We start from the raw sequence: 20,855 nt of genomic DNA, 5'->3' as shown, positions 1-20,855 counted from the left end.
CCAGTGTTTCGCCGGTTGGGACGCGCTGGCTCACTTTGGCGCGAAATCGAGAAAAGCGAAGTCGGCCTTGTAACCGGCCGCTTTCGGACTGCAGGCGTAGAGCCCGCACTGCACGAACGGCACTGCTGCGCGTTCACTCAGATGTGCGATTCGAAGTTGCGACCACGCGACCCCGTCTGTCGACGAGTCCACGATGCAGTCCGAGGACTCGGTGCGGATGCGAAACCAGAGCGCGGTCACCTCGTCTCCCACGGGTTGGGTCGACCAGTCCGAATACTGCCCATTGGTGACGACGGCGCCGAGCCGGTTCGGTCCGTCCGGCTCGAACTCGACCGACGTTTTGAGCCAGCAGGATGGCGACAGTCGCACCATCAACCCGGCCTGGTCGTACTGGTGGCGCGGTGAAAAATGCACCTTCGTGGTCAGCGTGAAATCGCCGGTTGCGTTCAGGTACAGGAAGTGCCCGTTGTCGACTTCGAAGCCATAGTGGGTGCGTTGCCAGAAATCGGTGCCGGCGTCCGGTTCGATCGACAGGCCGCCGCCTCCGGTGCCGATGCGCCAGTGAGCCGGTTCGGACTGCCAGCGCAACGCGGGATGCAGCGCCAGGCCGGAAAAATTGTCGTGCATGGCAAGGTCTGTCATTCCGACGCTCCGTCGAGATAGATGCGCTGGGCGTTGCCGCCGAAGATCGCGTCGCGCGCCGTGCCGGCCAGGTGCGCCAGCAATGCTTGTGCACTGGTCATCCATTCGTCGTAGCCGCCCGCAAGGTTCACCACCGGCCAGTCGCTGCCCCACATAAGCCGTTCGGTGCCGAAGCAGTCCAGCAAATGGTCCACCACCGGGCGCAGCCGCTCGATGGAACGGTCGGCGCCGCACTCCGTGACCAGGCCCGACAGCTTGCAGGCTGTGCTCTCGAATCTTGCGACGGCGGCGATGTCGCGCCGCCATTCGTCGAGCAGGCCGCAGCGGAGCGCGGGCTTGGCACCGTGGTCGACCACCACGCGCAGCGCGGGATACCGCCGTGTCAGTTCGGCCAGTGGTGTCAGATGGCGCGGCAGCACCAGTGCGTCGAACACCAGGTCATGTTCCATCATGGTCTCGAACGCTGGCCGCAATGGCTCGCGCAGCAGCCAGCCGTCGTCGGCGATGTCTTGGACCATCGGTCGCAAACCGACGAGCCACGGCGATCGGGCCAGGGTCGCAATGGCGGCGGGCGCCGCAACGGCGTCGAACTCGCACCAGCCGACGACGCCTTTCACGAACGGTGTTGTTTCGGCCAGCCGCAACAGCACGTCCGTCTCCGCAAATGTCGGCGATGCTTGGACAAGAATAGTGCCTTCGATGTCGTGCCGCGCGAGTATGGGTTTCAGCGCATCTGGCTGATAGTCGCGATAAAGCACCGGCTCGTCCGCCGACATCCAAGGAAAGTCGGCGGCCTGCGCCACGTGCCAGAAGTGCTGGTGCGCGTCCACTTTCATGCAGGTCCCTCGGGCGTCGGTGCGGCGGCTGGCAGTAAGCCTTCAGTGCGGAGGTCCCGCCATAGCTGCGGCGGTATCGGCGCTGCAAGCGAGGCGATGTTGCGTCGCACTTCGTTCGGCGTCACGGCGCCGAGCACCAGCGTGGTGACGGCCGGATGTCCGAGCGCGAATTGCAACGCCGCGTCGGCCAACCGCACGGAGTGCAGCGCGCACACGGCGTCGATCGCAGCCACGCGTGCCATCACTGCGGCCGGCGCTGGCTGGTAGTCATAGCGCGCGCCTGCAACCGCACCGGTGGCCAGAATGCCGGAGTTGAAAACGCCGCCAAGCATGACGGCGATGTTTTTTTGCAGCGCCAGTGGCAGGAACGAGCCCAGTGCAGGTTGCTCCAGCAGCGAGTAGCGTCCGGCCAGCAGCATGGTGTCGAAGTCGCCGGCATGGGCGAAGCGCTCGCACATTTCGCTTTCGTTGAGGCCGACGCCGATGGCGCGCACCACGCCTTCATCGCGCAATCGGCTGAGCGCGCGGTAGGCCCCGTTCATGGCTTCCGAGAAACGGGCTTCGATCGCGTCGGGGCCGTGCGTCCAGACATCAACGTCGTGAATCAACACGATGTCCAGACGGTTGAGCCCGGTGCGCAGCAGCGACTGCTCGATCGAGCGCAGGGTACCGTCGTACGAATAGTCGAGCACTGCCCGATGCGGCAATGCGCCGACGAAACCTGGGCTCGCGACCTCGGCATGACCGACGTCGGGGGCCAGTGCGGCTGCGCGTCCGGTCGGCATCGGATCGAACCAGCGTCCGACCTTGGTCGACACAACGATGCTGTCGCGCGACCGGTGCTGCAGCACTTGCCGAAGCGCTTCACCGGCGCGCAGCTCGGCCAGTCCGTTGCCGTAGTGCGGCGCCATGTCGAGCAGATTGATGCCGCCGTCGAAAGCCGCGACCACAGCCGCGACGCTGGTGGCTTCGTCGAGATGGCTGAACAGGTTGCCGAGCGGTGCCGCGCCGAAGCCCAGCACCGTCACGTCGAGGCCGGTGCGGCCGAGCGGGCGGCGTGGCAACACGACCGGCAACGGCGCACTCACAGGACTCCCTTGCGCAGCAGGAAATTGCCGTACGGCATGGTTTCTCCGGTGAGGACCACGACACAGGCGCCGCGGGCCTGCGCGTAGTAGGCGAAGCGCTCGAGGCCCGCCACGTGCGGCACCGGATCCAGTCGGGCGAACACCGTGTCGGCGGCTTCGCGCTGGATGTCCGCAAGCACTTCTGGATGACCGACCTGTTCCATCCGGTGCACCGGGCTGCCGTCGAAAGTGTCGAGCGGCAACACCGAGAGAATAGCGCGCAGCACGGCGATCGTCCCACAACCCGGCAGATGAATTAACGGCTTGTCGGCAGCCACCGAATAGGCGGGAAAGTTGGCGTCGCAAATGGCGATGAAGTCACCGTGCCCCATGGCGGCCAGTTCCCGCAGCAGCGCTGGTGTGAGGAGTGGATCGATGTTCTTAAGCATGCGGGCCTCAGAGTGATTTGCGTGTCAGGCCCAAGCGTGACAACGGAGTTTGCTGGAGAAAAACGGCAACGATGATGATGATTCCCTTCAGCAGCAATTGCGTGTTGCTGTCGATGTTGTTGAGCAGCAAGATATTGCCCAGAAACCCGAAGATCAGCACGCCTGCAATGGTTCCCGAGATGCGGCCGGCGCCTCCCATCAAGGTGGTCCCGCCGATCACAACGGCGGCGATCGCATCGAGCTCCCAACCCAGTCCGGCATCTGACTTGCCTTGTCGAAACTGCGCAGCGAACAGTACACCGACCAGGGCCGACAACAGGCCCGAGATGGCATAGGTCGCGATCTTGTGGCGGTCGACCCGCAGTCCCGACAGGCGTGCGCATTTTTCGTTGCCGCCGATGGCGTAGAGGTACTTGCCGAAGACGGTGCGGCTCAATACGAAGCCGAAGATCAGCGCGGTGCCCAGGAAAAACAGGGCGGGCACCGGCACGATGCCGAACAACAGGGCGCGCAGGGCCTCGATGTCCGTGGTGGCGTTGGTGCCGCTGTAGATCGCATGCACCGCCGTGTCCTGACCGGAGATCAGGCGCGTTGCTCCGGTGATGGCGACCATGCTGGCCAGCGTGACGATAAACGGTTGCATCCTGCCTCGCGTGATGATCCATCCGTTCAGCATGCCCATCGCGCAACCGGCGAGTGGCACCACCAGCAGCACCAGCCCCAACGGCAGCTTGCCGGGCAACTTGACGGCGATGGCGATGCCCAGGCCAAGCCCGGCGGACAGAGCGGCGATGACGGCCACCACGACCTTCGGGTTGGAAGCGCCCCGGCTTTCATTTGACGCTGCGGTCGTTGTTGTGTTCGAGCGAAGATAACGCGCTGTGACCCAGGCCAGAAGGCCGACCACGGGCACGCTCGCTGCGAGGCTGAAGCTAGACGCGCCGGTCCAGCCGGCTTGCGTCAGCAGCATCGCCGTCAGGACACTGCCCAGGCTCATGATCGAGCCGACCGAGAGGTCGATGCCACCCGCGATGATCACCAGTGTCATGCCGATCGAGATGATCCCGATGTTCGACACCTGACGAAACACATCCGAAAGATTGGAGCCACTCATGAAAATGTTGCCGCCGTCGGCGTCATGGGGCGACGCCAGCACGCCGATCGCCAGCAGCACGATCAGGCCGAGGTAGTACTTGGCGCTGGCGAGCAGGCCTTTGATCACGCTGGATTGCATCAACATCAAGAAGTCCCGGTATGGCCGGCGGCGAGCCGGACCAGTGCATTGGCTGAAAATTCGGAGCGTTGCAACGTGCCCGTGGCGCGGCCGGCGCACAACACCACAATGCGGTCGCACAGCAGCATGAGTTCGTCGATTTCTGCACTTGCAATAAGCACGGCGAGCCCGGCGTGCGTGGCGGCGCGGATGAGCGCATAGATCTCGGCTTTGGCCGCGGTGTCGACACCTCGGGTCGGCTCGTCGAGCAGCAGCAGACGTGGTTGGCGCAGCAGCCATTTGCCGATGATGAGCTTCTGCTGGTTGCCGCCGCTGAGCGTGCCGCTGGGCTGTTCGATGAACTTGTAGCGCACGTTGAAGGTCGTGGCATTGGCGATGGTTCGGGCGCGTGCCAGGCGCCTGCGATAGAGCGGATAGCCCGGCAATTGCCCGAGGTTGGGCAGGAGGAAGTTGGCCTCGAGGTCTTGCTCCAGCAACAGACCGTCGCGCTTTCGATCTTCGGTCACCATGCCGATGCCGGACTCGACGGCATCGCAGGGCTGCACGAATCGGACGTCCTTGCCTTGGTAATGAATGCGGCCTTCGACGCGGTGCGGCGAAATGCCAAACAGCGCCTCAAGGATCTCGGTCTTGCCCGCACCGAGCAGGCCCGACAGACCGACGACTTCGCCCGCGCCGACGGTGAAGGAAATATCGTCGACCACGCTGCGCGCCGTATTGGCCAAGGTCAGATGCTCGACCGTCAGCAAGGGCGGGACGGTCGGCCCCGGCAACGCGCACTCCTTCTCGCCGAGTGCCGAAAATTTCTTCCCGATCATCAGTGACACCAGGGCTGAGGGGGATTCGATCTCCGAGGTCGCCCAGGTCCCGATCTTCCGGCCGTCGCGCAATACGCTGATGCGATCCGCCAGCAGAAACATCTCCTCCAGCCGGTGCGTGATCAGCACGATGCCAATACCTTGCGCGCGCAGTCGCCGGCACAGCACATAGAGCGCCTGGGTCTCGGTGTCCGACAAGGCCGACGTCGGCTCGTCCATGATCAACACTGTCGCGTCGGCGATCAGTGCCTTGGCAATCTCCACCAGTTGTCTCTCGCCCATGCGCAGACCACCCACCGGTGCTTGCGGGTCGGCGGGGAAGCCGAGCGAGCGCAGCACGGTGGTGGCCCGGGACCGCATGCGCGGGCGGTCGGGCAGGCGCCAGCGCGTCAGCAGTTCCTTGCCGAGGAAGACGTTTTCGACAGCGCTGAGCGAGTCGATGAGATTCAACTCCTGATGGATCGTGGCAATACCTGCGGCTTGCGCGGCGGCCACCCCAAAGATCTGGCTCGGCTCGCCGCGCAGGACCAGTTGACCCCGGTCGGGCTGATAAATGCCGGCCAGGATTTTCATCAACGTCGACTTGCCCGCACCGTTTTCACCGGCGATGGCATGGATCTCGCCAGGCTCGAGATTGAAGTCGACGCTTGCCAACGCCTGGGTGCCGCCGAACGACATACTGATGCCGGTCATGCGAACGAGGCAGGCCCGGGTGGTTGTCATTGTCAGCGCGGGTTCGGCCATGCGCGAATCAGTGCGAGGCGATGAAGGCTTTGGCGTTCTCCTTGAAAACGCCTTCGGTCTCGAGGGTCACGCTGGGAGGAATCTTCTCGCCCTTCAGCATCTTGAGTGCCTGCCGGATTCCCTCTGCGCCTGGCGTGGGATAGAGAAAGGTCGCGGCCAACTCGCCGTTGAGGACCCAGGTCGCACCCTCTTGCGGCAGCGCGTCGGCGCCGATGAACTTGATCTGCTTTTCGCGGCCCAGATCCTTGGCAGCAAGGTAGGCGCCGTAAGCCATCGGATCGTTCTGCGCATAGACCACATCGATCTTAGGGAAGCGGCGCAGCATCGTCTTCATGTACTCATAGGCCTTGTCTTGCTTCCAGTCGATGTCGACCCGCTCGTTGAGCAACGTGATGCCTTTTTCCTTGCCGACCGATTCGAAGACGCCGTTGTGCCGGTCGTGCGCAGCCTGAACGCCTTGATTGCCCCAGATTTCAATCAGGTTGCCTTGCGCCTTGCCCGGACCGCCAAGGAGCTCGACGACGTACTTGCCGGCTGCGCGACCGATGGCGACGTTGTCGCCACCGATGTACTGTGTGAAGGCCTTGCCGTCTACGTTGCGGTCCAGCACGAACACGGGGATGCCGGCTTTGGTGGCCTTTTCGACCACACCGGTCAGTCCGGCAGATTCTTTTGGGGAGATAAAGATCACGTCCATCTTCTGCGTGATGAAGTTATCCATGTCGGCAACCTGCTTGTCGGTGCGGTCGCCCGCGTCCGCGATGATCAGTTCGACCTCAGGATGTTTGGCGGCCTCGGCCCGCATGTCCTTGTTGAACTGGACGCGCCAGGGTTCGAGCGTGGTCACCTGGGAAAAGCCGAAGCGGTATTTTTTACCCGGTGTCTGCGCGTTGCTGGACGGCACGCCCAGCGCCAGTGCCGCGAAGGCCAGTGCGCCGTTCACAAGAAGTCTTCTGGAATATTTCATGGGTTGTCTCCGGTCTGTTGGTCAGATCTGTCTATAAATATTAAACGTTTCAATTTCTATTTCTATTTCGTCATATTTAGTGTTCCTTGTGTGCAGGGATCAAGAGGTGCGTTTCTTCCGGACCGGGCGGGCTGCTGTGGTCTCGCGTGGCAACAGCTCCGCCTTGAAGCGCAAGTGCGAGAACGGCTGGGTTTGATGGCCCCGAAGTCCGGCGAGCATGAGTTGCCAAATGGCGTGACCGATGGCTTCGACGGGTTGCCGAATGGAACTGATGCGGGGCTTCAGCACCGACATCCAGGGTGCGTCGTCGAAGCTCAACAGAGACAGGTCGGAGGGCAATTGCAGGTTGGCGTCGCCAATGGCCCGCAGGGCTGCGAGCGTCAGCACATTGCCGGCGGTGAAGAGGGCGGTCGGCCGCTCGGGCTTCATCAGCATGTCGAGCATCACCGGATGGGCCTGGGCTGCATTCATGCCGCACATGACGATCTGGATGTGGTCGGCCAGATCGGCCTCCTGCATCGCCTTGATATAGCCATCGGCCCGGTCCCGGCTGTTCACGAGGTCGAGCGTGTTCACCGCGAAAGCAATGCGCCGGTGGCCGAGTGACAGCAGGTATTGCGTGCCCATGTGTGCCGCATGCAGGCTGTCGGTGGTGACCGTGTTGACCGGAAAGCTGTCGTTCACGCGGTCGGCCATGACCACCGGGACGTTGCACTGCTGCAGCTCCTCAAGGGCATGGTCGTAGCCCAGGCAAGGGATCAGGATCATGCCGGCGACCTGGCGTGACAAGACGAAGCGGATGCGGTCCATTTCGATTTTTGGATCTTCGTCGGCATGCGCCAGCACCAGGAAGTAGCCGTTGGTCGAAGCGAACTTTTCAAGCGCGTGCACGAGCTCGAGGAAAAACGAATTGAGCAGGTCGGGAATGACCAGTCCGATCGATGTCGAGCGGTTGCGCCGCAGATCGGCCGCAATGCCGTTCGGCCGGTAGCCCAGGGTTTTGGCTGCAGCACGGACGCTTTCGCTGCGTCGCAACGAGACACCGGCTTTTCCAGCAAGCACCTTGGATGCGGTGCCGACCGAGACGCCCGCCGCGTTGGCAACCTCGCGCAGGGTCACGCTGGGAAGGAGGGATGCGTTGTCTGTGTCCATTAAATATAACGTTTCAATAATTGTGCGTGAAGGCTTTGCTGCGTACAAGGGCCGCCGCTACTGGTTTTCCCCGAGCGCTCAGGTGGCGATGAGCTTTTGCACCAGTTCCGCCGTGGTCGACGCGCTGTACTTTCGCATCAGCCGCGCCCGATGCAACTCGACCGTTCGATGACTGATGCCGAGCGCCTTGCCGATCTGCTTGGAGGTCAGCCCCTGCATGACATGCGCTGCCACTTCACGCTCGCGCGGCGTGAGCTCGGCCGTCACGGAGCGTCGCGAGCCAAGGTCCTCGAAGGTCCAGATGCCAGACTCGTGCGGCGCTGCCCGATTGAGTGCACGCCCGGTCACGTGGCACCAGAAGGTCTCGCCGCGCAGGGCTCCATACACGCCGTCGAGCCGCTTCATCATGCGGTTGTCGGCGTAACGGCCGCTGGCGTTCAGGATCGGTTCCATGCGTTTGCCGATGCGCTCGAACTCGGCCACGCTTGGGTACAGCACCCGAAACGACTGGCCGACCAATGCCTCGCGCGGTGCGCCGAACATTTCGCAAAGCCGCGCGTTGCAGTCGACCATGGTGCGGTCGCGCGACAGCACCATGCCGATAGGCGCATGCTCGAAAGCCAGCCGGTAGTCGATGGGCGCCGGAGCGGGGTAGGGTGTCGCCATTACGAAATACTACGTATGAGGCTACGTAGTATCGTTCCGGGCAGCGCTGCACTGGACATGATTCCCAGCACCCCTTTCCCTTTCGTTTTATTCACCGAGCAAGGATCACAGGCCATGGCGAACAAAATCTATCCGTCCGCCGACGCGGCACTCAAAGGCGTCGTTGCCGATGGGCAAACGCTGGCGGTCGGCGGCTTCGGCCTCTGCGGCATACCGGAGGCGCTGATCGATGCACTGCACGATTCCGGCGTCAAGAACCTGACCTGCATTTCGAACAACGCAGGCGTCGATGGTTTCGGCCTCGGCAAACTGCTGGGCACGCGGCAGATCAAGAAAATGGTCGCGTCGTACGTCGGCGAGAACAAGGAGTTCGAACGGCAATACCTGGCCGGCGAACTCGAACTCGAATTCACGCCCCAAGGCACGCTGGCCGAAAAGCTGCGCGCCGGCGGCGCCGGCATTCCGGCCTTCTTCACCAAGACCGGTGTCGGTACGCTGGTGGCCGAAGGCAAGGAACTGCGCGAGTTCATCACCAACGGAGTAAGCGAGACCTACGTCATGGAACATTCGCTGGTGCCCGATGTGGCGTTGGTCAAGGCGCACATCGCCGATACCTCCGGCAACCTGCGCTTTCGGCTGACGGCACGCAACTTCAACCCCGCCGTGGCCATGGCCGGAAAGATCTGCATCGTCGAGGTCGAGAAGATCGTCGAACTCGGGGAACTGGCACCTGACGACATCCATCTGCCGGGCATCTACGTGCACCGCATCGTGCTGAACGCGACGCCTGAAAAGCGCATCGAAAAGCGCACCGTGACCGCCGCTGCGCCGGCCGACGTGGCGGCTGCCAAGGAAGAAGCCAAGGCTGTGATCGCACACGCTGCCGCCGTCGGCGCCGAGATGCCTGTTCCCGTCGTGCCCGCCGGCACCAGCAACAAGAAAGAAGGAGCCTGACATGCCCTGGACGCAAGACCAAATGGCCGCCCGTGCGGCGCAAGAGCTCGAAGACGGCTTCTACGTGAACCTGGGCATCGGCATTCCGACGCTGGTCGCCAACTTCGTCGGTGACAAGGAAGTCTGGCTGCAGAGCGAAAACGGCATGCTGGGCATCGGCGCGTTCCCGACCGAAGACATGGTCGACGCCGACCTCATCAACGCCGGCAAGCAGACCGTGACCACGCTGCCGGGCAGCGCCATCTTCGGCAGCCACGAAAGCTTCGCCATGATCCGCGGCGGCAAGATCAACCTCAGCATCCTGGGCGCCATGCAAGTGAGCGCCAAGGGCGACCTCGCCAACTGGATGATCCCCGGCAAGATGGTCAAGGGCATGGGCGGCGCGATGGACCTGGTGGCCGGCGTCAAGCGCGTGATCGTGCTGATGGAGCACGTCGCGAAGAAGAAGGACGGCACCGAAGACCTGAAAATTCTTGAAGAGTGCACGCTGCCATTGACCGGCGTGGGCGTGGTCGATCGCATCATCACCGACATGGCCGTGCTCGATGTGACGCCTGAAGGCCTCAAGCTCGTCGAGCTGGCCGACGGTGTGACCTTCGAGGCGCTTCAGGCCAAGACAGGCGTGAAGCTGATCAAGTAAGCAAGCGACATTGCAAGGCACCCAAGGCACCAAAGGCACCCAAGGAGCCCGTCGCCCTGCGCATGCGAATGCTCAGGGCGTTGTCTTTGGTGCTGTCGATGCTGGATCGGGCGCGGTCGGTGGCACGGCAGGCGCAGTCGGTGCGGGCGCGGCAGCCGCCACCGGTGCCGCATTCGGCGGTATCTGGTAGCTCCAGGTTTCGCTGATCGCCTTGTCGCCCTGCAGCAGCGCCGCGCGCATCTCCACCGGCTGTACGGGGTTCTTCACCTTCACCCGCAATGTGAGCCGCCAACCGTTGATCGCCGTGTTGCGCTGAAGCACGTTCTCCAGCAGCTCCGCGTTGTCACCGACACTGACCTGCGCCGTGACCACGGCATCGGCAGGCAGCTGCGACAGCCGCGGCCCTTCGAAGTCGATCAGCAACGCCGTGCTGCCATCGAGCTTCCGGATCAGGTTGGGCTGCATCAACTCGCCGGCCGTGTTGAATGTCTGCCGTACCCAGGCGTTGTCCTGGCCGTGCAGGGCAGCTTCGTCGGTGGTCCAGTGCATGCGGTAGGCGTACTGCATCGCCTGACCTTTCTTCGGTTGCACGTCGGGCGTCCAGAAGGCGACGATGTTGTCGTTGGTCTCGTCCGGCGTCGGGATCTCGACCAGCTCGACCTTGCCCTTGCCCCACTTGCCCTGCGGCTCTATCCACGCGCTCGGGCGCAGGTCGTAGCGGTCTTTCAGATCTTCGAAGCGCGAGAACTCGCGGCCACGCTGCAGCAGGCCGAAGCCCAGCGGGTTCTCGACCTGGAAGGTGCTGATCGACAGATTGCGCGGGTTGTTGAGCGGCCGCCACAGCCATTCACCGCTGCCGGTGTGTATGGCCAGCCCGTTCGAATCGTGGATGGCCGGGCGAAAATTGCGCTTCTCGCTCTGCTGGTTCGGGCCATACAGGAACATACTGGTCAACGGCGCGATGCCGAGCGTGTTGACGTCGCCACGCATGAAAAGGTTGGCCTGCACGTCGAGCACCGCGTCTTTGCCGGGCGTCAGAATGAATTGGTAGGCGCCGGTCGCACGGGGCGAATCGAGTAGCGCATAGATGACCAGTTGCTTGTCTTGTGGATTGGGCCGCTGGATCCAGAACTCGCGAAAGTTGGGGAACTCTTCAGGCGCAGGCAACGCGGTATCGATCGCCAGTCCGCGGCTCGACAACCCATAGACCTGGCCCTTGCCGATCACGCGGAAGTAACTGGCGCCGAGAAAACTCATGATTTCGTCGTCTTTGCCTTCCTGGTTGATCGGGTACATCACCCTGAAGCCGGCATAGCCGAGGTTGGCGGTGGCGTCCTTGTCGAACTTGAGGTCGCCGAAGTCGAAGCGGCTGGCGTCGTACTTGATCTCCCGCACGTCGCCATCGACGATCTCGCTGATCTTGACCGGTGCGTTGAACTGCATGCCCTGGTGATAGAAGCTCAGCTTGAAGGGCGTGCCCTTGTCGCGCCACTCGAACTTGTCGATCAGCGGCTGCATCTTCTGGTAGTCGGCGAACTGCATGTTGCTGAACACCGTTGGCAGGTTGCTGACCGGTGCGACATACGGCTTGTCCATCAGGTCGCGCGCCCTGGCCGTCACGTCGTCCAGCGAAAACGCTTGTGCTTGGCCGGCGATCAGAACGCTCGACAAAGCCATCAGGCAAGACAGCACGAAGGGAACAGAAACGAAGCGGGCAAAAGGCTTTGTTCTTCGGAGTGCGGCAGTGGGCAACATCGGATGGATCCAGAAGGCGCGATGGAGAAGACGCGATGGCGTAGGGCAGGGTCGCGTGGGGTTGCGAGCGTCTCGCAAATTCGAGGCCAGCCATCGGTGATTGCGGGTGACTGCTGGCGGTGCAAGTGTTTAGCTTAGCATCGCCAGATTGCCCCAAGAGACGCACCGGCACTGCGAGACAAGTCTTGAAGCAGCTGCCGATCACAGAAGGTTATTCGATGAAGTTGTCGTTCAAGTTGTCCCCGAGTTTTTCTTTGTCGATGGCCCTGCTGGCCGGCCTCGCCAGTGCGCCGGCTTTTACGCAGACCGCGCCCGCCGCAGCGCCTCCGGTCTCCATGTCAGACAAGAGCGCCTTCATCTCCGACCTCCTCGGCAAGATGACGCTCGATGAAAAGGTCGGGCAATTGCGCCTGATCAGCATCGGCCCGGAAATGCCGATCGCGCAGCTGGCCGACGAGATCGCTGCCGGCCGGGTCGGCGGCACCTTCAACTCGGTCAACCGCCCGCACAACCGGCAGCTGCAAGACGCAGCGATCCAGCGCAGCCGGATGAAGATCCCGATGTTCTTCGCGTTCGACGTGATCCACGGCCACCGCACCACGTTCCCCATCGGGCTCGGGCTGGCGTCGAGCTGGGACATGGACGTTGTGACGTCGATGGCGCGTACGGCAGCCAAAGAAGCGAGCGCCGATGCGGCCGACATGACCTTCGCGCCGATGGTCGACATCTCGCGCGATCCGCGCTGGGGCCGCACCTCCGAAGGCTTTGGCGAAGACCCGTACCTCGTCTCCGAGATCGCCAGGACCGTGGTCAGGGGCTTCCAGGGCAAGCTGCCGATCGGGCCCCACAACGTGATGGCCGTGGTCAAGCATTTCGCGCTGTATGGCGCGGTCGAGGGTGGGCGCGACTACAACACGGTCGACATGAGCCCGATGCGGATGTACCAGGACTATCTGCCGCCGTACCGCGCCGCCATCGATGCCGGCGCGGGCGGCGTGATGGTGGCACTCAACTCCATCAACGGCGTGCCGGCGACCTCCAATACCTGGCTCATGCAGGACCTGCTGCGCAAGGACTGGGGCTTCAAGGGCGTCGCGGTGAGCGACCACGGCGCCATCGTCGAGCTGATCCGCCATGGCGTGGCCAAGGACGAGCGCGAGGCCGCCAAGCTCGCCATCAAGACCGGCATCGACATGAGCATGGCCGACTCGGTCTATCTAAAGGAGTTGCCGGGGCTGGTGAAGTCGGGCGAAGTCAGCATGACGGAGATCGACAACGCGGTGCGCGAAGTGCTGGGCGCCAAGTACGACATGGGCCTCTTCCAGAACCCTTACGTGCGCATCGGCGTGGCTGCGGACGATCCGCCGGACCTGAAAGCGGACAGCCGCCTGAGCCGTCCTGCGGCGCGCGATGCGGCGCGTAAATCGGTGGTGCTGCTGGAGAACCGCAACCACACGTTGCCGCTGGCGAAAACCGCCAGGGTCGCCTTGGTCGGTCCGCTGGCAGATGCACCGATCGACATGCTGGGCAGCTGGTCTGCGGCCGGCGACTACAAGGCTTCCGTGACATTGCGAACCGGGCTTGTCAATGCGATCGGCAAGAACCTGATCTATGCACGCGGCGCCAACCTCACCAACGACGAAGAGATCGTCAAGTACCTCAATTACCTCAACTGGGATTCGCCCGAAGTGACGCAGGACAAGCGTGCGCCTGCAGCCATGATCGCCGAGGCCGTGAAGGCGGCGCGCCGGGCCGACGTGGTGGTGATCGCAGCAGGCGAGTCGCGCGGCATGTCGCACGAATCATCGAGCCGCACGAGCCTGGATCTCCCGCAGAGCCAGCGTGCCCTGATCACCGCGATGAAGGCGACCGGCAAGCCGATCGTGCTGGTGCTGATGAACGGCCGACCTCTCGCGCTGCAACGCGAGCAGAAAGAGGCCGATGCCATTCTGGAAACCTGGTACACCGGCATCGAAGGCGGCAATGCCATTGCCGACGTGCTGTTCGGCGACTACAACCCGGGCGGCAAGCTGCCCATCAGCTTTCCGCGCTCGGTCGGCCAGATCCCGATCTACTACAACCATCCGCGCCTCGGCCGCCCGTTCACGCCGGGCAAGCCGGGCAACTACACCTCGCAGTATTTCGAGGAACCCAACGGCGCGCTCTACCCCTTCGGCTACGGCATCAGCTACACCAACTTCAGCGTGTCCGATGTGACGTTGTCGAGCGCGACGATGGCGCGTGGCGGCAAGGTGGAGGCCAGCGTGACGGTGAAGAACACGGGCCAGCGCGACGGCGAGACGGTGGTGCAGCTCTACATCCGCGACGTTGTCGCATCGGTGGTGCGGCCGGTCAAGGAGCTCAAGGACTTCCGAAAGATCATGCTGAAGCCCGGCGAGGAGAAGGTAATCCGTTTCACGGTGGATGAAGAAAAACTCAAGTTCTTCAACGCGCAGCTGCAGCGCGTGGCAGAACCGGGTGTTTTCACGGTCCAGATCGGCCTCGATTCGGAAGCCGTGAAGGAAAAGAACTTCGATCTGCAATAGACCTACAGCAGGGAGCAGAGCAGAACGCTGGAGCAAAAGCCGGCATGGTCGGCACAGGAGACCGCACGTGAACGTTCCCGACATCCTGAGTCAACTCTGGGCCGACGCCGGGCTGCCCGCCGAAGCGCTTGGCTGCGCGCATCTCGCAGGCACCGATCCCGTATTCCCTTCGTCGTTCGCGGTTGGTGCCGCAGCACAAAGCACCATCGCTGCGGCGGCTCTCGCGGCCTGCGAACTCGGCCACTTGCGCGGCGCGCCGCGCCAGGAGGTAGTGGTCGACATGACTCACGCCGCGGTGGAATGCACCGGCTGGTTCAGCGTCGACGATGTATCGCCCGACCCATGGGACGCGTTCTCCGGCTTGTACCGTTGTGCCGACGGGCACGTGCGCGTCCACGCAAACTTCGCGCACCATCGCGACGGCGCGCTGGCGCTTCTCGGCCTCGATCCGTCGACGGCGCAGCGCGCCGATGCCGAACAGGCGCTGCGTGACTGGCGCGCACTCGATTTCGAACAAGCCGCGGCGAAACGCGGCCTGGTCGTCGCGGCGCTGCGCAGCTTCGACGAATGGGATGCCACGCCGCAAGCACAAGCGGTGGCAGGGCAGCCGCTTTTCACCATCGAGCGCATCGGTGACGGCGCCGCATCCGACGCCACACCGCCGATGGCATTGCCGCCGTTGCGCGAGGGCCAACGACCGCTCGGCGGCGTGCGCGTGCTCGACCTCACACGCGTGCTGGCCGGGCCGGTTGGCGGCAAGGCGCTGGCGGCCTACGGTGCGCAGGTGATGCTGGTCAATTCGCCGACCCTGCCCAACATCTCGGCAATCGCCGACACCAGCCGGGGCAAGCTGTCGGTGCATGCGGATCTGCGCACCGATGCGGGCCGCGCCGCCTTAGAGCGTGTCATCGGCGGGGCGCATGTCTTCGTGCAGGGCTACCGTTCGGGCGGCCTTGCCGCGCTGGGTTTCGGGGCGGCCGATCTCGCCGACCGGCGACCCGGCATCGTCTGCGTCTCCTTGTCGGGTTACGGCACGCAAGGTCCGTGGGCCGGGCGCCGTGGTTTCGATTCGCTGCTGCAGACCGCCATGGGCTTCAACCATGCCGAGGGCGAGGCGGCCGGCGACGGCATGCCACGCCCGATGCCGATGCAGATCCTCGACGAAGCCACCGGCTACCTCATCGCTTTTGGTGCGGCGGCCGCGCTTTGGCGCCAGCAGCGCGAAGGCGGCAGCTGGCATGTGCAGGTGTCGCTTGCGCAGACTGCGCAGTGGCTGCGCTCGCTCGGCCGTGTCGCCGGCGGGCTGTCGGCACCGCGGCCGGAGCTGGCGCCGTTTCTCGAGACGTCGGAATCGGGTTTCGGTTTGCTGCGGGCGGTGCGGCACAGCGCGCAGCTGTCGCGCACGCCTGCCGTGTGGCGCAAACCTTCGATGCCGCCGGGGAGCCATCCAGTACGCTGGATCTGAGCGCCAGGGCCGGCGCCCAGGGTCGGCTCGCCGCGCGCTCGATCGGCCTTGTGCGGGGCGCACTCAGCTCACTCCGGCAGCAGCACGTCTTTTTGCATCTCGGCGGTCTGCCGCAAGAAATCCCAAACGGCCCGCATCCGCGCTAGGTGCTTGGTCTCGGCCGGCATCGACATCCAGAAGCTGCGCGTGAACTGCGCTTGCGGCTGATCGGGCAGCACGCGGCGCAACGATTTGTCGCGGCCCGCAATAAAAGCGGGCAACACCGCGATGCCGGCGCCGGCTGAGGTGGCTTCGTACTGCGCGAGCACGCTGGTGCTGCGCAGCGCGAAGGCATCGGGCTTGTACAACTCGTCCAGGTACTGCAACTCCTTGCTGAACAGCAGGTCGTCGACATAGCTGATGAAGGTGTGGCCGCGCAGGTCTTCGCGGGCCTTGATGGGCTGGTGTTTCGCCAAGTACTTCTTCGACGCGTAGAGCCGCAGCGTGTAGTCGGTGAGCTTGGTCACGAGCACCGGCCCACGGGCCGGACGTTCGAGCGAGATCACGATGTCCGCCTCGCGGCGCGACAGGTGCACCAGGCGCGGCATGGCAAGCAGGTCGATCAGCAACTTGGGGTGTCGGCCCGCGAAGAGCGCGAGCTGCGGCGCCAGCACGATGGTGCCGAAGCCTTCGGTCGCGCCGATTCGTACCACGCCCGACAGGCCCTCGTGCGAAGTGGGTGCGGCGCTCTCTACGGCCCGAAACGCACCTTCCATCGCCTCGACTTGCGGCTGCAACCGGCGACCTGCCTCAGTCAGCCGATGCCCATCGGCCTCCCGCGAGAAGAGCGGCGAGCCGACCTGCTTTTCAAGCGCCTGGATGCGGCGCGCGACGGTCGTGTGATCGACCTCCAGCCGGCGCGCGGCGCTCTGCAAGGTGCCCGAGCGCGCGAGTTCCAAGAAATACCGCAGGTTGTCCCAATCCATCTCTGCAATTATGCAGAGGTCGGGTGCGAATTTGTCTATTGCTATCGCAAATCTGCAAAGCTAGGATGACGGGCTGCGCAGGCACTGCGACAACCTATCAGGAGACAAATTCATGGACGCCAAAGTCAAACCCGCCACCACGGTCGCCACCGTCAAGCTGCTCATCGGCGGCAAGTTCATCGAGTCGAAAACCACGGAGTGGCGCGACGTCGTGAACCCGGCCACGCAAGAGGTGCTGGCCAAGGTACCGTTCGCGACGCCGGCCGAAGTCGATGCCGCGGTCGCCTCCGCCAAGGACGCCTTCAAGACCTGGAAAAAGACCCCGATCGGCGCCCGCGCCCGCATCTTCCTGAAGTACCAGCAGCTCATCCGCGAGAACATGGCCGAGCTCGCATCCATCCTTACGGCCGAACAGGGCAAGACCTTGCCCGATGCCGAAGGCGACGTGTTCCGCGGCCTCGAAGTGGTCGAGCACGCATCCGCCATCGGCAACCTGCAGCTGGGAGAAATGGCCAACAACGTGGCCAATGGCGTCGACACCTACACGCTGCTGCAGCCGCTGGGCGTGTGTGCCGGCATCACGCCTTTCAACTTCCCCGCGATGATCCCTTTGTGGATGTTCCCGATGGCGATCGTCACCGGCAACACCTTCGTGCTGAAGCCGTCCGAACAAGACCCGATGGTGACCATGCGCCTGTGCGAATTGGCGCTGCAGGCCGGTATTCCGCCGGGCGTGCTGAACGTCATCCACGGCGGCGAAGCCGTGGTCAACGCGATCTGCGATCACAAGGACATCAAGGCCATCAGCTTCGTCGGCTCGACCAAGGTCGGCACGCACGTTTACAACCGCGCCATCGCCACCGGCAAGCGCGCGCAATGCATGATGGGCGCGAAGAACCACGCCATCGTGATGCCCGACGCCAACAAGGATCAGACGCTCAACGCACTGGCCGGTGCCGGCTTCGGTGCTGCGGGCCAGCGCTGCATGGCGGTGTCGGTCGCGGTGCTCGTGGGTGAAGCGCAGAAGTGGGTGCCCGACCTGATCGCAAAAGCCAACTCGCTGAAGATGGGTGGCGGCACGGAGAAGGGCGTCGACATCGGCCCGTTGATCTCCTGTGCTGCGCACGACCGCGTCAACTACCTGATCGAACGTGGCATTGCCGACGGCGCCACACTGGCGCTCGACGGCCGCAATCCGAAAGTGCCTGGCTACGAAAAGGGCAACTTCATCGGCCCGACTGTGTTCGCCGATGTGAAGCCCGGCATGGTGATCTATGAGCAGGAAGTCTTTGGCCCGGTGCTGTGTACGGTGAATGCCGCGAGCCTGGACGAGGCCATCGAACTGATCAACGCCAACCCGAACGGCAACGGCACCGCCATCTTCACCCAGTCGGGTGCGGCCGCGCGCAAGTTCCAGGAAGACATCGATGTCGGCCAGGTCGGCATCAACGTGCCGATTCCGGTGCCGGTGCCGATGTTCTCGTTCACCGGTTCCCGCGCTTCGAAGCTGGGTGACCTAGGCCCCTACGGTAAGCAGGTCATCATGTTCTACACGCAGACCAAGACGATTACTTCGCGCTGGTTCGACGACAGCACGGTGAGCCAGGGCGTCAACACCACGATCAGTCTCAAGTAACTGCTTCGGATGGACTTCGAACTCTCTGAAGAGCAGCGCGCCTTCGCGCAAACCGCGCGCGATTTCGCGCTGAGCGAATTCGCTCCGAACGCGGCGAAGTGGGACGCCGAGGCGATCTTTCCTAAAGAGGCGATCGCCAAGGCGGGCGAGCTCGGCTTCTGCGGCCTCTATGCGCCCGAAAGCATCGATGGTCTCGCGCTGCCGCGGCTCGACGCCACGCTGGTGTTCGAAGAGATGGCGGCCATCGACCCCTCGACCACCGCCTTCATCACCATCCACAACATGGCGACCTGGATGCTGGGTACCTGGGGCGGCCCCGCGGTGCGCGAGCGGTGGGGCTCTGACCTGACGAGCGGGCGCAAGCTGGCGTCCTACTGCCTCACCGAGCCGGGCGCCGGGTCGGACGCCGGCTCGCTGAAGACGCGCGCCGAGTTGCAAGGCGGCGAGTACGTCATCAACGGCGGCAAGGCGTTTATTTCGGGTGCCGGCGCGACCGACGTGCTGGTGCTGATGGCGCGCACAGGTGGCGGTGGCGCGGGCGGCATCTCGGCCTTCGCGCTGCCGGCCGATGCGCCAGGCATCAGCTACGGCAAGAAGGAACACAAGATGGGCTGGAACAGCCAGCCCACGCGCGCGATCAGTTTCGACAATGTGCGTGTGCCTGCCGACCACTTGCTCGGCAGCGAAGGCGAGGGCTTTCGCATCGCGATGAAGGGGCTCGACGGCGGGCGCATCAACATTGCGACCTGCTCGGTCGGTGCTGCGCAGGGCGCCCTCGATGCGGCACGTCGCTACTTGCAAGACCGCCAGCAGTTCGGCAAGCCGCTCGCGAGCTTCCAGGCCTTGCAGTTCAAGCTGGCCGACATGGCGACCGAACTCGTGGCGGCGCGCCAGATGGTGCGGCTCGCAGCGAGCAAGCTCGATGCAGGCCATGCCGACGCCAGCACCTATTGCGCGATGGCCAAGCGCTTTGCCACAGATGCGGGCTTCAATGTCTGCAACGACGCGCTGCAACTGCATGGCGGCTACGGTTACCTGAGCGAATTCCCACTGGAGAGATTGGTGCGCGACACGCGCGTGCATCAGATACTCGAAGGCACCAACGAAATCATGCGCGTGATCGTCGCGCGCAAATTGCTGGACAACGAGAGTGATATCCGATGAGCGATGACGTGGTTCTTTTCGACGATATCGACACTGCCGGCGGCCAACGCTTCGGCGTCGCGACGCTCAATGCGCCGGCTTCGCTCAACTCGCTCTCGGTGGCGATGGTGCGCCTGCTCACACCCAAGCTGCGCGCGTGGGCTGCAGACAAAGAGATCGTTGGCGTGCTGCTGCAGGCCACCAGCGACAAGGCCTTTTGCGCTGGCGGCGATTTGCGGCAGCTTTACCAGACGCTGCTCGAATGTGGCCCCGAGCGCAACGAGTACGCCGAGCGCTTCTTCGGCGAAGAGTACGAGCTCGACTACCTGATCCACACCTTTCCGAAGCCGTTTCTCTGCTGGGGCCAAGGCATCGTGATGGGCGGCGGCATCGGCCTCATGGCAGGTGCGTCGCATCGCGTCGTCACCGAGCACAGCCGGCTTGCGATGCCCGAGATCAACATCGGCCTGTATCCCGATGTGGGCGGCAGCTGGTTCCTGCGCCGCATGCCGGGGCGAGTGGGTCTGTTCCTGGCATTGACAGCAGCCAACCTGAACGCATCCGACGCGATTTTTTGTGGGCTTGCCGATGTACTGATTCCGCATGAGCGCAAGCAACACGTGCTCGATGCGATCGCTGCTGGCACATGGATGGGCGATGCGCAGGCGGACCGTGCCGCGCTGTCGAACATCCTGGCCGACGCGGCCAATACCGAGGGCGCCCCGGAAGCACCGCACTCCAAAGTTCGCGAGCATTTCGACACCATCAACGGGTTGATGTTCGGCGACGATCTGCATGAAATTGCGGCGCGCCTGCGTACGTTGCAAAGCGACGACTCGTGGATGCAAACGGCATCCAGGACTTTCAGCAAAGGTGCGCCGAGCTCGGCCGCATTGAGCTTCGCGTTGTGGCAGCGCGTGCACCGCATGTCGCTGGCGGAAGTGTTTCGCCTCGAATATCTTGCGTCGCTGGGCTTTTGTGCGAACAAGGACTTTGCAGAGGGTATTCGCGCCTTGCTGATCGAGAAAGACCGCAACCCGAAGTGGAACCCCGCGACCCTTGAAGAGATCACGCCCGCCTTCATAGAAGACCACTTGCGACCGCGTGGCGACATGGCACCCGAACTCGTCGGGCTGACCTGAACCGCACTGCACATTCGACGAGATCACGGAGACC

Annotated in this window: 18 protein-coding genes; 7 read left to right on the top strand and 11 right to left on the bottom strand. The window is 63.7% G+C overall.

The genetic code is table 11. The features are described from left to right. Window positions 1–30: 30 nt before the first annotated feature. The 9 genes from QN397_RS11385 to QN397_RS11345 all read right to left on the bottom strand — a co-directional run bounded on the left by QN397_RS11385 (window position 31) and on the right by QN397_RS11345 (window position 8,575). On the bottom strand, window positions 31–642 hold the full coding sequence (locus tag QN397_RS11385) for a DUF1349 domain-containing protein (RefSeq protein ID WP_323500902.1): 612 nt from the start codon (window positions 640–642) through the stop codon (window positions 31–33). Beyond that, window positions 639–1,478, bottom strand: a complete 840-nt coding sequence (locus QN397_RS11380; protein WP_323500901.1) for an amidohydrolase family protein — start codon at window positions 1,476–1,478, stop codon at window positions 639–641. The genes QN397_RS11385 and QN397_RS11380 overlap by 4 nt, the downstream gene beginning before the upstream one ends. Further along, a complete protein-coding gene (locus QN397_RS11375; protein ID WP_323500900.1) occupies window positions 1,475–2,566 on the bottom strand; it encodes an aldo/keto reductase in 1,092 nt (363 codons plus the stop codon). Before QN397_RS11375 ends, QN397_RS11380 begins: the two co-directional genes overlap by 4 nt. Then, window positions 2,563–2,994, bottom strand: coding sequence for an RbsD/FucU family protein (locus tag QN397_RS11370; protein ID WP_187051573.1), 432 nt, complete (start codon window positions 2,992–2,994; stop codon window positions 2,563–2,565). The genes QN397_RS11375 and QN397_RS11370 overlap by 4 nt, the downstream gene beginning before the upstream one ends. A gap of 7 nt (window positions 2,995–3,001) precedes the next feature. Beyond that, the gene (locus QN397_RS11365; protein ID WP_323500899.1) at window positions 3,002–4,234 is read right to left on the bottom strand and encodes an ABC transporter permease; all 1,233 of its coding nucleotides are present in this window, start codon (window positions 4,232–4,234) and stop codon (window positions 3,002–3,004) included. Next, window positions 4,234–5,739 (bottom strand): sugar ABC transporter ATP-binding protein, encoded by a 1,506-nt coding sequence (locus tag QN397_RS11360; protein ID WP_323500898.1) that lies wholly within the window; start codon window positions 5,737–5,739, stop codon window positions 4,234–4,236. Before QN397_RS11360 ends, QN397_RS11365 begins: the two co-directional genes overlap by 1 nt. 58 nt (window positions 5,740–5,797) lie before the next feature. Then, window positions 5,798–6,757 (bottom strand): substrate-binding domain-containing protein, encoded by a 960-nt coding sequence (locus QN397_RS11355; protein WP_323500897.1) that lies wholly within the window; start codon window positions 6,755–6,757, stop codon window positions 5,798–5,800. A gap of 99 nt (window positions 6,758–6,856) precedes the next feature. Continuing rightward, entirely contained in the window at window positions 6,857–7,909 is a 1,053-nt protein-coding gene (locus QN397_RS11350; RefSeq protein ID WP_187054993.1) for a LacI family DNA-binding transcriptional regulator, read from the bottom strand. A gap of 78 nt (window positions 7,910–7,987) precedes the next feature. Continuing rightward, window positions 7,988–8,575 (bottom strand): LuxR C-terminal-related transcriptional regulator, encoded by a 588-nt coding sequence (locus tag QN397_RS11345; RefSeq protein WP_323500896.1) that lies wholly within the window; start codon window positions 8,573–8,575, stop codon window positions 7,988–7,990. A 114-nt stretch (window positions 8,576–8,689) separates the two neighbouring features. Between QN397_RS11345 and QN397_RS11340 the strand changes: the two genes are divergently transcribed. Together QN397_RS11340 and QN397_RS11335 are read left to right on the top strand one after the other, a co-directional pair. Next, window positions 8,690–9,529: a CoA transferase subunit A gene (locus QN397_RS11340; protein WP_187051578.1), complete on the top strand. Its 840-nt coding sequence runs from the start codon at window positions 8,690–8,692 to the stop codon at window positions 9,527–9,529. A 1-nt stretch (window position 9,530) separates the two neighbouring features. Then, window positions 9,531–10,169 (top strand): 3-oxoacid CoA-transferase subunit B, encoded by a 639-nt coding sequence (locus QN397_RS11335; protein WP_323500895.1) that lies wholly within the window; start codon window positions 9,531–9,533, stop codon window positions 10,167–10,169. 72 nt (window positions 10,170–10,241) lie between these two features. On the opposite strand, the gene QN397_RS11330 is transcribed toward QN397_RS11335, so the two are convergent. Beyond that, complete coding sequence (locus QN397_RS11330) at window positions 10,242–11,846, bottom strand: glucan biosynthesis protein G (RefSeq protein WP_323500894.1); 1,605 nt, start codon at window positions 11,844–11,846, stop codon at window positions 10,242–10,244. A 296-nt stretch (window positions 11,847–12,142) separates the two neighbouring features. On the opposite strand from QN397_RS11330, the gene bglX reads away from it, so the two are divergent. Together bglX and QN397_RS11320 are read left to right on the top strand one after the other, a co-directional pair. Continuing rightward, the gene (bglX, locus tag QN397_RS11325; protein ID WP_323500948.1) at window positions 12,143–14,470 is read left to right on the top strand and encodes a beta-glucosidase BglX; all 2,328 of its coding nucleotides are present in this window, start codon (window positions 12,143–12,145) and stop codon (window positions 14,468–14,470) included. Window positions 14,471–14,537: 67 nt separating this feature from the next. Then, window positions 14,538–15,935, top strand: a complete 1,398-nt coding sequence (locus QN397_RS11320) for a CoA transferase (RefSeq protein ID WP_323500893.1) — start codon at window positions 14,538–14,540, stop codon at window positions 15,933–15,935. A gap of 68 nt (window positions 15,936–16,003) precedes the next feature. On the opposite strand, the gene QN397_RS11315 is transcribed toward QN397_RS11320, so the two are convergent. After that, entirely contained in the window at window positions 16,004–16,900 is an 897-nt protein-coding gene (locus QN397_RS11315) for a LysR family transcriptional regulator (protein ID WP_323497528.1), read from the bottom strand. Window positions 16,901–17,012: 112 nt separating this feature from the next. On the opposite strand from QN397_RS11315, the gene QN397_RS11310 reads away from it, so the two are divergent. Genes QN397_RS11310 through QN397_RS11300 form a run of 3 tightly spaced genes read left to right on the top strand, consistent with a single transcriptional unit; the run spans window position 17,013 to window position 20,821 of the window. Then, window positions 17,013–18,536, top strand: coding sequence for a CoA-acylating methylmalonate-semialdehyde dehydrogenase (locus tag QN397_RS11310; RefSeq protein WP_323500892.1), 1,524 nt, complete (start codon window positions 17,013–17,015; stop codon window positions 18,534–18,536). Window positions 18,537–18,545: 9 nt separating this feature from the next. Next, on the top strand, window positions 18,546–19,700 hold the full coding sequence (locus QN397_RS11305; protein ID WP_187051585.1) for an acyl-CoA dehydrogenase family protein: 1,155 nt from the start codon (window positions 18,546–18,548) through the stop codon (window positions 19,698–19,700). Further along, the gene (locus QN397_RS11300) at window positions 19,697–20,821 is read left to right on the top strand and encodes an enoyl-CoA hydratase/isomerase family protein (RefSeq protein ID WP_323500891.1); all 1,125 of its coding nucleotides are present in this window, start codon (window positions 19,697–19,699) and stop codon (window positions 20,819–20,821) included. The genes QN397_RS11305 and QN397_RS11300 overlap by 4 nt, the downstream gene beginning before the upstream one ends. Window positions 20,822–20,855 lie beyond the last annotated feature (34 nt).

The organism is Variovorax sp. RTB1 (assembly GCF_035018765.1).
GTDB lineage: Bacteria > Pseudomonadota > Gammaproteobacteria > Burkholderiales > Burkholderiaceae_C > Variovorax.
Note: the sequence above shows the minus strand (reverse complement) of the source record. Positions and strands in the feature narration are given on the sequence as shown.